This window comes from Rheinheimera texasensis (genome assembly GCF_964031785.1).
GTDB lineage: Bacteria > Pseudomonadota > Gammaproteobacteria > Enterobacterales > Alteromonadaceae > Pararheinheimera > Pararheinheimera texasensis_A.
Genome location: NZ_CAXIRE010000017.1, coordinates 218998 through 233314 on the forward strand (window position 1 = coordinate 218998; position 14317 = coordinate 233314).

General features: G+C 49.6%; 16 protein-coding genes. 3 read left to right on the forward strand and 13 right to left on the reverse strand.

Translation table 11 applies throughout. The features are described from left to right. Positions 1–87: 87 nt before the first annotated feature. Positions 88–2013 (reverse strand): alpha/beta fold hydrolase, encoded by a 1926-nt coding sequence (locus ABNT34_RS07445; protein WP_348730238.1) that lies wholly within the window; start codon positions 2011–2013, stop codon positions 88–90. A 134-nt stretch (positions 2014–2147) separates the two neighbouring features. Then, a complete protein-coding gene (locus ABNT34_RS07450; RefSeq protein ID WP_348730240.1) occupies positions 2148–3635 on the reverse strand; it encodes a DUF3612 domain-containing protein in 1488 nt (495 codons plus the stop codon). A 141-nt stretch (positions 3636–3776) separates the two neighbouring features. Between ABNT34_RS07450 and ABNT34_RS07455 the strand changes: the two genes are divergently transcribed. The 3 genes from ABNT34_RS07455 (at position 3777) to ABNT34_RS07465 (ending at position 7355) form a co-directional block, all read left to right on the forward strand. Further along, positions 3777–4277 (forward strand): malate synthase, encoded by a 501-nt coding sequence (locus ABNT34_RS07455; RefSeq protein ID WP_348730242.1) that lies wholly within the window; start codon positions 3777–3779, stop codon positions 4275–4277. Positions 4278–4487: 210 nt separating this feature from the next. Continuing rightward, positions 4488–5381 (forward strand): matrixin family metalloprotease, encoded by an 894-nt coding sequence (locus ABNT34_RS07460; protein WP_348730244.1) that lies wholly within the window; start codon positions 4488–4490, stop codon positions 5379–5381. Between the two features lie 498 nt (positions 5382–5879). After that, entirely contained in the window at positions 5880–7355 is a 1476-nt protein-coding gene (locus ABNT34_RS07465; RefSeq protein ID WP_348730246.1) for a sodium:solute symporter family protein, read from the forward strand. Positions 7356–7480: 125 nt separating this feature from the next. On the opposite strand, the gene ABNT34_RS07470 is transcribed toward ABNT34_RS07465, so the two are convergent. The 11 genes from ABNT34_RS07470 to ABNT34_RS07520 form a co-directional block, all read right to left on the reverse strand. Next, positions 7481–7924, reverse strand: coding sequence for a TonB family protein (locus ABNT34_RS07470; RefSeq protein ID WP_348730248.1), 444 nt, complete (start codon positions 7922–7924; stop codon positions 7481–7483). 136 nt (positions 7925–8060) lie between these two features. Next, the gene (locus ABNT34_RS07475; protein WP_348730250.1) at positions 8061–8471 is read right to left on the reverse strand and encodes a hypothetical protein; all 411 of its coding nucleotides are present in this window, start codon (positions 8469–8471) and stop codon (positions 8061–8063) included. A 706-nt stretch (positions 8472–9177) separates the two neighbouring features. Beyond that, the gene (locus tag ABNT34_RS07480) at positions 9178–9453 is read right to left on the reverse strand and encodes a hypothetical protein (protein ID WP_348730251.1); all 276 of its coding nucleotides are present in this window, start codon (positions 9451–9453) and stop codon (positions 9178–9180) included. Between the two features lie 83 nt (positions 9454–9536). Continuing rightward, positions 9537–9752, reverse strand: a complete 216-nt coding sequence (locus tag ABNT34_RS07485) for a hypothetical protein (protein ID WP_348730253.1) — start codon at positions 9750–9752, stop codon at positions 9537–9539. Between the two features lie 43 nt (positions 9753–9795). Continuing rightward, positions 9796–10311 carry a DUF1993 domain-containing protein gene (locus ABNT34_RS07490; RefSeq protein WP_348730255.1) on the reverse strand — a complete coding sequence of 172 codons (516 nt, stop codon included), beginning with the start codon at positions 10309–10311 and terminating at the stop codon, positions 9796–9798. 90 nt (positions 10312–10401) lie between these two features. Continuing rightward, on the reverse strand, positions 10402–10758 hold the full coding sequence (locus ABNT34_RS07495) for a hypothetical protein (RefSeq protein ID WP_348730268.1): 357 nt from the start codon (positions 10756–10758) through the stop codon (positions 10402–10404). Positions 10759–11110: 352 nt separating this feature from the next. After that, positions 11111–11761: a hypothetical protein gene (locus tag ABNT34_RS07500; RefSeq protein WP_348730257.1), complete on the reverse strand. Its 651-nt coding sequence runs from the start codon at positions 11759–11761 to the stop codon at positions 11111–11113. A gap of 125 nt (positions 11762–11886) precedes the next feature. After that, a complete protein-coding gene (locus tag ABNT34_RS07505) occupies positions 11887–12363 on the reverse strand; it encodes an RDD family protein (protein WP_348730259.1) in 477 nt (158 codons plus the stop codon). A 134-nt stretch (positions 12364–12497) separates the two neighbouring features. Then, entirely contained in the window at positions 12498–12941 is a 444-nt protein-coding gene (locus ABNT34_RS07510) for a DUF3592 domain-containing protein (RefSeq protein ID WP_348730261.1), read from the reverse strand. A gap of 437 nt (positions 12942–13378) precedes the next feature. Beyond that, positions 13379–13651 (reverse strand): hypothetical protein, encoded by a 273-nt coding sequence (locus ABNT34_RS07515; protein ID WP_348730262.1) that lies wholly within the window; start codon positions 13649–13651, stop codon positions 13379–13381. Between the two features lie 117 nt (positions 13652–13768). Further along, positions 13769–14173: a hypothetical protein gene (locus ABNT34_RS07520; protein ID WP_348730264.1), complete on the reverse strand. Its 405-nt coding sequence runs from the start codon at positions 14171–14173 to the stop codon at positions 13769–13771. Between the last annotated feature and the right edge of the window lie 144 nt (positions 14174–14317).

Sequence of the window (14317 nt, forward strand, 5' to 3'; positions counted from 1 at the left end):
GAGGTTGTACCGGTAGACTCGACAGGCAAACCGGCAAACGGGCTGTCTGCCGGTATCAAGCAAATGACCGGTGTGACGGCGACAAGTTCAGGGCAATAGCTGCAGCGCCACAGCCAGCAGCACCGCTGCGCCGAGTGCCAGCTGCGCCAGCAACTGCCGCCAGTGTTGCTGCCGAGCCAGCCACCAGCAAAAAACCAGTACCGGCAGCAATGTCAGCGCAATAACCAGACGCCAGGGTTGACTGTCCGGCGGCAAGCCCAGCCAGAGTTCAGCGCTTCGCCGCGCCAGCGTCTGCCACAAAGTCATACCCAGCGCGCCCCAGACTGCCAGACTTAGCAGCACGGACGCGCCGCTGAGTAAACCAATGCGGCAGACCGGCTGCGGCCGGCCGCTCAGCCAAAACCAGAGCACGGCAAACACAGGCCAAATCACACCAAGCAGCGCACTGAGCAGCAGGCTCAGCACCAACGCCAGTAGCAGCGCAGACGGTTGTGCCTGTTGTAGCGACGCCAGCGCTGTCGCGACTGTCGGGTTCGGCTCCAGCGCGGTGACCAGATAAGGCTTCGCGACTTCAGCTAAACAACCTGGTGGCCCAAAACGCTCTGGCGCACGGATAAAATCACCGACCATTTTGCGCAGGCATGGCGCGGCACCGCGCACACCATGTAATGCGCCAGGCACTGCCACCAGTTGACTGTGTGGTCCCAGCCACTGTGACAACACCAGGCTATCCGGCTGAAACAGATCCAAACCGCCGGCCAGCAACAACACCGGTGTTCTGACTTTGGCAGTTTCCGGCACCTGCGGCACCTGTACCGGCCCGGCCTCAACCCCGGCAGCTGCGCCGGTTGCAACACCAAACGACGCGCAAACCCCTTCCGGCAGACCAAAACTCTGCTCCAGACTGTCCGCCCTTCCTTGCTGATAATAACGTTGCCGATCGGCACACTCTGTTGCCATCGCCGCAGCAAACTGGATAGTCGACGGCTGCAACATAGCTTCGGCCCAGGGTTTCAGCAGTGCGGTATTGCGCTGACTGACCGCCTGCAGCCACAGCGGTAACAGCGATAATGGCTGCTCTGCTGTCGCGGCCGCCATCACGGCGAGTCGCAACTTATCCGGGCTCAACAGCAAAGGCCCGGCGCTGGTTTCCAGCTGCAGCGGCCGCTGCGTTAATTCGCTGATGGCGCGGTTAAACAGCTCCGACATGGCGCCAAACCGCGACGCACAGCCCCTTTGTTGCTGGCAGAGCTGGTCAAGCTGGCGCAGCCACTGGTCCTGTTGCAGTTTAAATGAAGTCAGTAATTCGTCGGGCGGGTAGACGGAGTCGAGCGTGACAGACACCAGTGCCTTTGGCGCCACCGCCAGATACTGCAGCGCCACCACAGTGCCGTAAGACTCTGAATACAAATGCCATTTGTCGACATTGAGCTGTTCACGCAGCAGTTCCAGGTCTTGTACTGTCTGCACGGTGCCGAAATCCTGCGGGCTGTAGCCCTGCGCCAGCATCTGTTGCTGGCATTGCAGCAAGGCTGCACGTCTTTGCTGCACGAAGCTGTTGTCGTCCGGGCTTTCTGCCAGTGCTTTAGTTAATTCTGCCGCAAGCTGTGGGCAAAACAACGGCTTGCTGCGGCCGGAGCCACGCATATCGATGGCAATCAGTTCGTGCCCAGGCGAAAAATCGCTTTCGGACAAACCAATGAAACGGGTCATTTCCCCGCCAGGGCCGCCATGTAAAAACAACACAGGGGCAGCGCCGGCTTTTGGCTCAGTGGCGGCTTTGCGCACCACGGCCAGCTGAAACTGGCTGCCATCCGGGCTTTGTACTTTCAGCGTGCCGCACTGCAACCGCGCCGCGACTGCAGTGGAGGCAACCGGCAGATCACAAGGCTGTGCCTGATAGGCTGGTTTAGATTCCTTCGCTGTCGTTGCTGCGTCGACTTCTGCCACAGCGCCCGCAGCCACACTCAACAATAACCCTGTCAGCACAGTCAAAAACATCAATCTGATCATGCAGTTTTATCCTTTTATCCGGCCTTTGCCGAGCCTATACCAGAGCGCTGCTCCTCGCCAGTGCGGGCCAGTACCGCCAGTGCAGCCAGCCGCCGTGAATGCAGGCTGCTAATACAGGTTGTTAATACAGGCTGCTAATAACAGCCCGGCTCGCGCGGGCAACTGTTGCCGCGGCTGCAAATCAGCTGCGCCGGTTTGTCCAGCGAGCGCGCCACCCAGTTGATATTCAGAATGTTACTGATGGTGGTCAGCGTCGAACGGATCGGTGCCGGTACTGCGGCTTTGCCACCGCCTTTGACGCAGAGTTGTTTCATTTCCTGCGCCAGACTGTCGGCGTCTATGCCCTGCGCGCTGATGGCCGGATTTAAATCTACTCCGGCGCACAGCACGTGCGGGTTGCCGGCCAAATCCATCACCTTGGTCGACTCACAGCAATAAATCCGCGGCTGGCCCTGCACATTCAGCAAAGACAGCTGCGCCGAATGCTGCTGTGTCGCCGCTTCAAACATGCGGAACACCGCCCAGTGCTGACAAGGGTCTTCGACCTGACGCATATTGCCCCAGGGCAGCGGAATGCCATTGCCACGGTATACGGCTTTAAGTTTACCCGGTGTATAGGCATCAAAATAATGCCAGTGTTGATAAGGCGACACCGCCGTCATCCGTCGCATCGCCACAGAGGCTGACACGCCAGCCGCCTGATGTGAGCTGATTTCATAGCCATGCCGATCCAGCAACTGCCGGAATGGCAGCTTGGGACAGAGCAGCGCACCGGCAAAAAAACTCGATTCAAAATCACGCCAGGCATGCAGAATATCCTGCGGCGCCAGGTTGGCATTGCCGTCTGAGGCTTCCTGCGCGCCACCGACCCGCATACTGCTTTTGACGCCGTCTTTATTGTGCAGCACGGCATGGCCAATATGCACCGCCAGCTCGTATTTCAGCCGGGTCGGATGTTGTTCCAGGATACGGTTTAGATGCAAAGTGCCGGGCGGCAGGAAATACGACGTCTGCACGTTTTTACTGCGCACGCCCAGTTCGTCGAGTAATTCGGTCGGCACTTCGGTAAACCAGCGCACCTGCAAGCCAACTTTTTTTGCGATCTGCAGTAACTCTTCGGCGCTCAGCGGCATGCGTTTTTGGCCAATCTCTTCGGCCGCCCGCTCCAGTTCCGGAAAATGGTTCTGGTGATGTTCCTGATGGGCGCGAATCAGCAGCTGGGCAAACTGGCGGCCGCCGGTGCCGGTTTGTGACAACAGCTCCGGAATGGCGATTTGCAGAATGTCCGGCGCAAACAAAAAACCCGGTTCCAGCGCCATGCCGGAGATCCCGCCGCGGCTGCCTTTGGCGGGCGTTAAGTCAGTGCCGGCATCGATGCCGTCTAAAAACCAGTCTGGTGATTTTTGAAAAACTTCGGCGATCACTGCCAGCATTTCCGGCGACGGCACCCGCTTGCCGGTTTCAATCATCGACAAATAGGACACCGACGGCGCGTATTCGGCATTGATGCGAATACAACGCGTGGACAGGTCGTCCATAGTTAAGTTATTGCGTTTTCTCAGGTTTCTGATTTTTGTCCCAAGAAAATGTGACTGGCGTAACAAGCTTTTTGGATTAGTCATTTTGTAAAATTCACACTGTGAAGTTTTAATTGTGAAATTTCGCTCAAAAACAACATAGACTGTTTTTCAGGCAATCACAACAGCCGCCATGCCCGCCACCCTACCGGGCCCAACAGACAAAGAGTGAGCGAGGATAGAACTATGACCATGACCGCACTGCAGATTGAAACCGACCCGATGATCCAGCAACAGCTGCAACAACTGACAGCGCTGAATGACGCGCATCACCGTCAGGTGCTGGATTACTCCAAAGCCATGCTGGATAAACTGTTTCCACTGGAACAGGGCTCGCATCAACAGGTAAAAAGCTATGTGGTCTATTACCAGCATTTGCTGGCGTTTTTTGCCAACGGCCAAAGCACAGGCCTGCAGAATCCGGCACAGTTTGTCGCACTGTGTGGCAGCAAAGAACAACCACAAACCCTGTTATTCAACGACGGCAGCCGCCATCTGGAAATCAGCCTGAGCCGCCACAGCGATCGCGGCAGTGCGGACTGTGCCGGTATTGAAGATATTCAGCTGCAGCTGGCCGGCGAGGAGTGGTTTTCCCTGGTACGCGGCACTGTAGTCACCACGCAGAAACAATGCCGCAGCGGCGCCTGCTACACCCACAAAGCCGGTGGCGACTACCGGTTAAAATAACCAGCTGAAATAAAGCCTTGATACCCATGACAGGTCTGCTGCGCTGCGCCGGACCTGTCGCCTCCCCCGACGTCCCTTCCCCGGATCCGCGGAATTTTTTACCGCGCCAGCACTCTGAGGTAAACTATGGCGGTTTTTTCACCGACCAAGTCGCTGAAGCCTGAAACACATGCGGTGTTTCAATCCGCCTAACGCTGCCTGTGGAGCCTGTTGAATTTGATCCTGCGTCTACTTTTGTTATTGGCCGCTGTGCTGCTGTGGTGGTTCTGGCCCGCCGCAGCACCGGTCAAAGCACCATCTGGCAATAAAACCGCCAGCTGCGATCAGCTGATCAGCTGGCGTCTGGACTCGATAGATCCGGCCTTTGGCCTCAGCACGGCCGAGGCGCTGCCACTACTCAGTGACGCTGCAGCGCAGTGGAATCAGGCACTTGGCAAAGAAGTGCTGCGCTATGACCCCCTACAAGGTTTCCCGATCCGCTTTGTGTTTGATGCCCGCCAGCAACAACAGCTTGAGCAATTGCTGCTGGAGCGCAATCTGCACCGTTATGACGATCGCATCAGTGACCAGCAACAGGATTTCGAACGCCAGCTGGCTGATTTTCAGCAGAATAAACAAGACTTCGAACAAAAAGACCGTCAGCTGGCTGCTGACATCAAACTATTTAATGAAAAAGCCCAGCAAGCCGATCCGGGCGCTGCGGCATTATTAGGCCGTGAACAGGCTGAATTACTGAGCCGGCAAAAAGAACATGCACTGGAAGCCGAGCAAATCGATGCGCTGCAGGCCAAGCTGCAGGACCGCCAACAGCAACTGAATAATCTGATAACCGACCGCAATGCGTTAATTCCGCAGCAGCAGCCCACAGGCCTTGCCGAAGTTGGTTTATTGGAACAACGCGGCCAAAACCGCACTATGACCATTTTTGCCTATAAAGATGCGCATCATCTGACGTTGACGCTGCTACACGAATTCGGCCATGCACTGGGCATCGGGCATTTAACTGAACCCGGCAGTATCATGCACGACCAGCTCAACAGCGCGCAGCAGCAGCTTACAGACGCCGATATCAGCGCCTGGCGCCAGCAATGTCACCAAGGCTAAGCAACAGGCCGTGAATACCAGACTGAGAGTACCAGGCTGGTGTTGCGCCTGACATCCGCCAGGAAAACGCCTGTGCATTTCTGCAGCACTGCTCTAAATAACCCTGATAAAAACCGGGGTTTTATCCCAAGATAACAGCGATTAAACCGCTACGTGCTGCGCTTTTATCTCTGGAAAGGCATAAATAGCAGTTAATATATAAATATCGTTTTTATTCAATAGATTAAAATAATTCACTCTGCACTCATCATCGATAACCGCTGCACATTCACGACAGATTGTCATCTTTTTGCCCAAATTTGCCGATTTTGTTTTGCCCTGAGCCAAACTCGACTTTACAATAGTTTTATCCCTAACCAATCGCATCCCTCTGATGCGGCCGGGTGACAAGGGCTGCTGCTTCCTGCGGCGCTCTTTGGTTGACCCTGAAGCCTGCCCGTTCGGGCGTCTTCCGGAAAGACGTTTTCAATTCAACCTAACACAGGACCTTGAGCCATTATGTTACTTTGGTTTGTTATCGCCTATTGGGTCATCTCAGTTGCTATCGGTTTATGGGCAGCTATGCGCGTGAAAAGCGCCGCTGACTTCGCTGTAGCTGGCCGCCATTTGCCATTTTATATGGTAACGGCAACTGTATTCGCCACCTGGTTCGGCTCTGAAGCTGTGCTGGGCATTCCGGCCACTTTTATCGACGGCAATTTGCGTGACATAGTCGCAGATCCGTTTGGCGCTTCCATGTGTCTGATTTTGGTCGGTATTTTCTTTGCCGCCCCGCTATATCGGATGAAATTACTGACCATCGGCGATTTCTACAAACGCCGTTATGGCCGGGTCGCCGAAGTGCTGACGTCGCTTGCGATTGTCGTGTCTTACCTCGGCTGGGTCGGTGCGCAAATCGTTGCACTGGGTCTGGTGTTTAACGTGGTGTCGCAGGACATGATCAGCCAGGAAATGGGTATGTGGATTGGTGCTGTCACTATCCTGATTTATACCTTTTTCGGCGGCATGTGGGCTGTAGCCATTACGGATTTAGTGCAAATGGTGGTGATTGTCGGCGGCTTGCTGTTTATCGGCAGCGAAGTTGCGGACATGGCCGGTGGTGTGTCGACAGTCGTTAACCACGCCGCTGCCGCCGGCAAGTTTGAGTTCTGGCCGGAAATGGATGCCAAGGAACTGATCGCCTTTATCGCCGCAGCCTGTACCATGATGCTCGGTTCTATGCCACAGCAAGACGTGTTTCAGCGTGTGCAGTCGGCCAAATCAGAACGCATCGCCGTGTGGGGCTCGATCCTCGGTGGTTCTTTGTATCTGTTATTTGCTTTCATCCCGCTGTTTATCGGCTATGCCGCGGTCATGCTGGTACCGGATATGGTCAACAAACTGATGGCAAACGACAGCCAGCTGATCCTGCCACACTTTGTGATGACCCATATGCCATTTGTGGCACAGGTGCTGTTTTTCGGTGCGCTGTTATCGGCGATTAAAGGCTGTGCGTCCGCCACGTTACTGGCGCCTTCGGTGTCGTTTTCCGAGAACATCTTAAAACCGATGTTACCGCCGATGACCGACAAACAATTCCTGAAAATGATGCGGATGGTCACGCTGGTCTTTACTTGCCTGGTGATGGCTTATGCGCTGAATACCGAAGCAACGATTTTCGGCATGGTCGAAAGTGCCTATCAGGTCACGCTGGTGACGGCTTTTGTACCGCTGGCCTTTGGCGTGTACTGGCGTAAAGCCACCAATCAGGGCGCGCTGGCATCGATTTTTGCCGGTTTCCTGGTGTGGCAAGGCGTCATGTGGCTGGGCCCGGAAGACCCGTTTATTCCGGCACAATTCGCCGGCTTACTGGCAAGCCTTGCCGGTATGATCATCGGCTCACTGCTGCCGCAATACTTCGAGCATGACCACGAAGTACACGACCGGCTGCACCGCGGCGAACACGCCCACGAAGCACTGGCCAAAGCGGATTAAGCTGGCTGGTCACAGCGCGGTTTGCAGATGAAAAAGGACGGCGCTTGCCGTCCTTTTTGTTGATGGAGCACCGGCACTGAGGACCTTTGCGTGCCATAGCTATCTAATTCGGCAACAAGCCGGCCTTAACTGCAGGCTAACTGAGCCCGGCGCTTACAGGCTTGTTCCGCTTGCGCTGTTGATTCCCCGCCCATACAGAAATCTAACCGCAGTGTTCTTTTCTCCGCAGCCAAAGTACCTGCCGGGGCAGCCGGCACCCATTGCCATTTTTTCAGCATTTTGCGTGAATAAATCCCAATCTGCCGGTTTGGCACTGAGTGCAGGATCTCCACGTTTTCCGTTTTGCCCCCTGCTGAGATATCAAATGATAAAACCGCGCAACCTTGGGTTCTTGAACTGGCAAATTCTATCGGATAGACCATGGTATTTTTATTTTTGCGTTGCCAGATAAAGCCCTGGGTCGGGGCTACATCTGTCACCTGAATATCGGCATAAATATTGGTACTGTTTGCCAGAAAACTGACCGGGCTTAAAACGAGGACTAGCGGGATTAATTTCAGAATTTTCATATACATTCCTTTGTTTAAATACAGCACCCAGCGCATATTTGGTGAAAGGTGCATGAGTTTATCTTGCGTTCTGTCCTGGTAAAGCTATCAAGGCCTTTGCGGCCAAACAGCTCAAGCCGGAAAATATGATTCAGCACTAACCACGTTGCGCCAGGCCTCGGAACTTTGTCGCTGCGACCGGCGCCACGGCAACCACTACCAGCACCAAAGGCCAGATATTACCGTTTTTAAAAGTGTAGGCCTCCAACATCACAGACCAAGACATGCCCTGCCAGCGGGCCATCGAAACCTCGAAGACGAGAGTCAGGGCTAACCAGCCAAATCCAATGCGCCACAGCGTTGGCAGGTGGCGCGTGCCAAGCCAGGGTAACGCGAGATAAGCCGCGTAGAAAATGATCGCCGACAACAGCACGCCACTCAACACCATGCCCCATGGCGTGCCAAGCGCTGGCAACAATACCGCAGCCCGCAACATACCGTTCAGGATGGCCAGCAGCAGAATGATGGCCCACACGACCAGCGATTTTAGCGCAAGCTTGACGGCCATAAGACCTCCTTAATACCTGACTAAATGCGTCCGCACGTGAACCCTGACCTCGCGCCCCATATGCTAACAACCAAACTCAGCATAGGGAAACTTATGCATATAGCCGATGCTGCTCTAGAAGAGCATTGAGCATTAAAACTGATTCTTATCTGTTATTTCTAGGAAGTTCCTTTACTACAACAAAGTAATAGACCAAATAACCAAGCCAGGAAATAAAGAAAGACATCAGAAACCAAATGACCTTGTGCATTCCTTTTACTTTATTCGACATTAAAGCGAGCCCCCAAGGAAGTATCCAAAATAAACACACTACAAACAAAAATAAAATCTGCCAAACACTTATACCGTTCAAAATAAATCCCTTTTAAAACTACATCAAAAATCCCGGCATCGACAGCAGTGCTGCGTAAGCCGTCCAAGTCACGAAAACGCCAACAACAACTCAACTTATGTACCTGATATTTATGTATTTATACATTTACCAATGTACACCCCCAAAAACAAACCAATGATTAACTCTGGCACCAGCCCGATAAATAACAAGATACCGAACCCCAGATCTTCACCGAGCTCATGCCGTTTCAGACCAGTCGAAAACATCTCATATTGCGTTAGCAATTCAGAACCCAGAAAAACCGCCATTAAAACGCAAAACAAAATCGAGACTAGATAAACAAAAAACTTGTTCAAACTAACACCACTCTTGTTAGCGCTCATAACGCTTAATTGCGTAGTATTGCTTGAAAAAATACAAATAAAACCCAACAGCTGCAGCCAACAATAAAAAATACAACTCCCCAGATACAACAGTGTTGCTTGCCACTATTAATGATATCAGCACAGCCCAAAACAGCCTCTTCGGTTTAGAGTACTCAACCTTGACAAAGCGCCCGCTTTTCATTGCGATACTTTGCAAAAACAGCAGCACGCAGACAACTAAAAAGACAACTAGAGGAACCATTGGTAACGATGACTCATTCATTTCTATTTCATCCTTGTAAAAATAATAATTAAAACAGCTGAACAATAGAGAGCGATTCTTTTTCCTGTTTTCAACCACCGTAACTACTTACAGCCACCGTGCTGAACCTGATTTTTTTTAAACAACAATAGAAGAAAATAAACGACGCTAAAGATTGGAACCAATGACAAAACAGCACCAAGCAAACCTGCAACCTTTGGTTTTTTCATTTTACCACGAGCGACGGAATAGCATAGGACGCCCATAATCAGCGCGAAAATGATAATAAACTGGCCATACAATGTTGCATCGATATTCAAACGCACTCTCCTTGTGGTTTATAGCGCCTAGCTAAGCGGCTTGTCAGCTGTCACCACGCTCAAATGAAAAACCAGGCGGATACTGATGCAGACCATCAAAGTCGCCTTTTGTTAAAGGTACACCCTGGGATCGGGCAATGGCATACACCATCCCCAGATGAAAATAGAAATTTGGATAGGCAAAACGCAGCAGAAAATCCTCTGCTTGCATCGAGACAGGCGCCGGGCCCGCCATATCTTCAATAACGACTTCGAGATTGCTCTGCTTGTCATCCAAACTTGCAATGTAGTTGACGGTATCCTCAAGTTGCGCACGCAGATTTGCAAATGACTTCCCCGCACGGGCATACGAACGGACCTCAACGCCGGCAATTGGACAACAGGACCTTAAGGCGAAACTGGCCACAATCTCGACTTGAACACATAAAGGGAACATATCAGGACTTAGTCTTTCATGGAGGATACTTTCGTCCCCCCCAACATGTACCTCGACCTTTTTGAGTAAGCCCGAGAGTAATCTCAGGTATTCAATAAAGATTTGAATATGCTTGTTTTTCATTTTGACCTTATTTGCACCTGACAACTGCTACACAGGTGAGCAACTTGTTGCGAGCCCAACGGCCAAAGGCCGGTTTGTTTAGAGTGTTTGTTATACATTTGTGCAAATTACCACTGCGACAGTAACAAAAATTACCACTAGCCCGTAGGAATTAAATAATTTGGATTGACGAGGATTAATATCGATTAATTCATGAATAAAATAATTATTGACAACTTTATGTGCGGAAACTTTAGCGTCCTTTTTTCCATGCTCAGACTCTACAATAAATATTTTTAATATGGCGCCAACTTTATGAATAGACTTATCAAAATCATCGATATCTTTCAATGGAAAAAATCCATGTCGTTTAGCACCATAATCTACAAATGCTGCCTCCAATGATGGTTCTATGTGAGTTATTTTCGCTAAGAAATAATTTCCTCTCTGGAAAAATCCGTGCTTCATAATCAGTCCTAGATGTTCCCAACGACCGCAGGAGCGGCGAGCAAAGCAGTGCTTTGACTGTCCAGCGCACGTTGTGTGCGGCTGCCTGTGCTCGTTATTAGGTCGCAAGTGGCCCACAGTGTTATTAAGCCTTGTGGCAGACAGCGTCAGCCGTGCAATCTGAAAACTTATGGCAGATTGAAAACAAACCTCGCTGCCACGTTCCGGTCGTTGGCGCAAGACGCCAACGGTTTGATTGACCTTTGACGTCTATAACAACCAGTCGTGCTATGACAACCGGAGCTGCCGGAACGAACGTGCTAACCGAGAGAACTCCACAAAAAAACGCTTACACCGCCATTGCTTTTGCAAGTTAATGAGCGAAGCGCTCGCGTACTTGCAAGGGCCGACGGCCATGGTTTATTAAATTTTTGTAGTTAGCTCGGAGTAGCAATAATAAGGAAAAAGAAAATATCACTATTGTTGAAGGCTCTGGAACGCTATGCATGGATTTAACCACCCAATTTGTAGCAAATACCTTAGGATCAGTAACATGTCCTGTGATTCCTCCATATACACTACCTACCCCAATAGTAAACTCAATCCTGCTTGGATCTATAGTAACTTGACCGGTTTGTATTTGATAACGAAGTGAAAGGGGTCCAGATTTATTTACTATTGGATCAAAATCTATAATTTGACCGGAGTTATATTCTGCTAGAATACTAGTACTTGTATACCATTCAAAGAATCTTCCGAAGTGAGGGCCGCTACTGAAAAAATCGCTACTGTCAATTCCTAATTGCTTCCCACCAACATATAAAGATGCCAAGGGATTATGGTAATAAAAAATTGGGGTCATATTACCAATCAACACCCTGAATGAATCAAATTTTTTTAAGGGGGGCGATGTAAATTCTAATTGGAATTCTAAATACTGACCTGAATTCAAAGTTATTAAGCCAGCCCTTGCGTTTGAGCACACTATTAATAATGCGATTACCAAAATTTTACTTAAATTCATTTATTTCTTATTTCCATTTTGTAAGATTAAAACTCAACGACGTGGCTAGAGGCAGCCGAAGCGCAGAGTAGGCTGTTCCACTCAGGCAGCTACTTTTACAGCCTGAATATACTTGATCACTTCAGTTAGCAATTTACAACCGTTGTACCCGCCGCAAAGTCATGCCCACAACGCCTTTGCTTACCAAAGATTACCAATCCATTTGCTATGGATAAAAATTGGCCAACTATTGGCACTTGCCCAAGTAGAAAGTATATCCCATAGCGCTTTAAAAGGTGTTCTCTGAACCCCGGGAGATCACCTGTGAGAGTTACTATTTTTATACCCATCGTACGCTTGCCAATAGTTTGGCCGCTGGCAGTAAGCAATTTCCAATTGATAAGAAAAAATATGCCTATACCGAATAGCGACACAAAAAGTGTGTACCACAACGAAGGCTGAACCCCTTCTGAGATTCCATCAAAGCCGCCAGTAAAATACATTACCGGAATGACAACCATCATCATTATCAAGCTATCTATTAAAGAAGCCCATAACCTATCCCAGCGGCTTGCCGTATTGTATTCATCTTTAGAGGGGGTGGCTATGTTTTCAGTTTCCATTTCGACTCGTTCCTTATTGATTAATTTGTGTTGCTAACTACCAAAGCTGGGGCGCGCGTTAGCGCGTTCAGCCCGAAGGGCGATACTGCCTTTGCTTGTTAGACATTTTTTTGCATCCCTAATTTATGGTTTTGCTAATGTTTTAAAGACATAACGAGGTATATTGCAAATGCCCCACCTAGCAATAATGGAACTGTTTCATAAGGTATTTGTTTTTTTAAAACTGCACTCTTGGGAAAAACAGGATTGACGAATACAGTTAATTCGTTGCCTTCGATATATTTTTCCAATTCCCTATCTGCCAAGATCTTATTTTCGAAAACTTCTCTTTTTGTATATTTCACTTGGTTTGATTCAAAATTTTTATCTTTATATTTATATTTATACACAACTGACAGATGGTATTTATCCCCATATTCAATGTCTTTCACATACTCTAACTCTGAATTTTGGACCTTACCAGTAGTCGGCCTATACCCGAATACAATGAAAGCCTTTAAGGTGAAGAACCATACAGCGGCATTCCATGGGATGAGAAAAATTAATACCAGATAGAAGACCACATCTTTGCTGAACATAGAAACCTAACGTTTAGCGCACGCGCGCGAACCTCGGTGAGCGTCGCTGCGGCCGCAGACCGCAAGTGCCGCGACGTGTTAGCCGAAAGCCCGAATAACGGGAACGCGAAAACCCAAACAACGCCGCACGTGCGAATTTAAAACTTACCCCGCAAACAGCTGACTTTTGCAGCTTGCTGCCATAAAGCACCGAGCGGAGCCTGTAAATAATTGGTGAATACCAAACTACCAGAATGGAAACGGAGAACGCAATTTCCGTTTGCGCTTTATCCAAGCAACGCACTGCCCGAACAAAGCCACCTCCCTGGTGTTGGCTGCACAACCTGTCGAAAACTTTAAAACCGATTAACGGCTAACTATCAAATTTAGCGCGGAAAAACGCGCATGCGTTTTGCCGTCGCAGCCCATGCGAAGCGTGGGCGATTAACATTTGCTTGTTATGTTTTAGTTGCTGAACTCTTCTCAATAGCTTCAGCCTCTAGCGCTTTACTCTGAGCTGAACTGTTAAAAAACCATCCTACTAAAGCAAAGAGTGCAGGAACTAAATAAAACCCTGTTTTTCGACCGGCAGCTTCCATACTATTCCTCGCTGTTTCAGTGTTGGGAGATAAGATTCCGAACATGGAAGCAATTACAATCAGTGCAGCTAAAACAAAAAGTACAATCGCAACTCGCTTTCTGAAATTTGCTTGCTGTCTAGGTTTATTCATAGTGACCTCAATTGAACCGAACATAACTACCAAATTTAGCGCGGGAAAACGCGCACGCGTTTTGCCGTCGCAGCCCATGCGCAGCGTGGGCGATTAACATTTGCTTGTTATATGCCTTTAACACTGTTCATGCTCGAAGTACATAAGCCTAGAAACAGGTGGCAACTCGTATATGTTTTTTTCAAAACCATTTGCAGATTTGTAGTAAATATAAATTTTTATCTCACCACCGGAATTCCCTGAATCTAGAAAGCCTATATTGATTCCTTTTTCAGGATTGTCGGTATTAATTGGTGCATTAATTATGAATACCGTCTTACCTGATACAGTAAAATCAGCCACATACAAATCTGCGGTATATTCGTTTATTTTTCGAGGAACAAATAGCTCAATTCCAGATTGCCGCAATGCATTCCATTTAAACCCCAGACACAATGCTTCTTTTTCATTCAGTACTTTCTCAGCTGCTGTTGCACTAAAAGCTGAGCTGAAAAACATTATGAAATATAAGATTTTACGCATTAATGTTCCTAGGCATATAACGCTGAGCGCACGCGCGGCAACTGCATCGCAGTTGACGTCGCTGCGGCCGAAGGCCGCAAGTGCCGCGATTTGTTAGCCGAGAGCCCGGATAAGGGCAACGCAAAAAACCAAACAACGCCGCAC

Coding starts and splice junctions, on each gene's coding strand:
- ABNT34_RS07445 (WP_348730238.1), bottom strand. CDS start 2,013: ATGATCAGATTGATGTTTTTGACTGTGCTGACAGGGTTATTGTTGAGT.
- ABNT34_RS07450 (WP_348730240.1), bottom strand. CDS start 3,635: ATGACTAATCCAAAAAGCTTGTTACGCCAGTCACATTTTCTTGGGACA.
- ABNT34_RS07455 (WP_348730242.1), top strand. CDS start 3,777: ATGACCATGACCGCACTGCAGATTGAAACCGACCCGATGATCCAGCAA.
- ABNT34_RS07465 (WP_348730246.1), top strand. CDS start 5,880: ATGTTACTTTGGTTTGTTATCGCCTATTGGGTCATCTCAGTTGCTATC.
- ABNT34_RS07470 (WP_348730248.1), bottom strand. CDS start 7,924: ATGAAAATTCTGAAATTAATCCCGCTAGTCCTCGTTTTAAGCCCGGTC.
- ABNT34_RS07475 (WP_348730250.1), bottom strand. CDS start 8,471: ATGGCCGTCAAGCTTGCGCTAAAATCGCTGGTCGTGTGGGCCATCATT.
- ABNT34_RS07480 (WP_348730251.1), bottom strand. CDS start 9,453: ATGAATGAGTCATCGTTACCAATGGTTCCTCTAGTTGTCTTTTTAGTT.
- ABNT34_RS07490 (WP_348730255.1), bottom strand. CDS start 10,311: ATGAAAAACAAGCATATTCAAATCTTTATTGAATACCTGAGATTACTC.
- ABNT34_RS07495 (WP_348730268.1), bottom strand. CDS start 10,758: ATGAAGCACGGATTTTTCCAGAGAGGAAATTATTTCTTAGCGAAAATA.
- ABNT34_RS07500 (WP_348730257.1), bottom strand. CDS start 11,761: ATGAATTTAAGTAAAATTTTGGTAATCGCATTATTAATAGTGTGCTCA.
- ABNT34_RS07505 (WP_348730259.1), bottom strand. CDS start 12,363: ATGGAAACTGAAAACATAGCCACCCCCTCTAAAGATGAATACAATACG.
- ABNT34_RS07510 (WP_348730261.1), bottom strand. CDS start 12,941: ATGTTCAGCAAAGATGTGGTCTTCTATCTGGTATTAATTTTTCTCATC.
- ABNT34_RS07515 (WP_348730262.1), bottom strand. CDS start 13,651: ATGAATAAACCTAGACAGCAAGCAAATTTCAGAAAGCGAGTTGCGATT.
- ABNT34_RS07520 (WP_348730264.1), bottom strand. CDS start 14,173: ATGCGTAAAATCTTATATTTCATAATGTTTTTCAGCTCAGCTTTTAGT.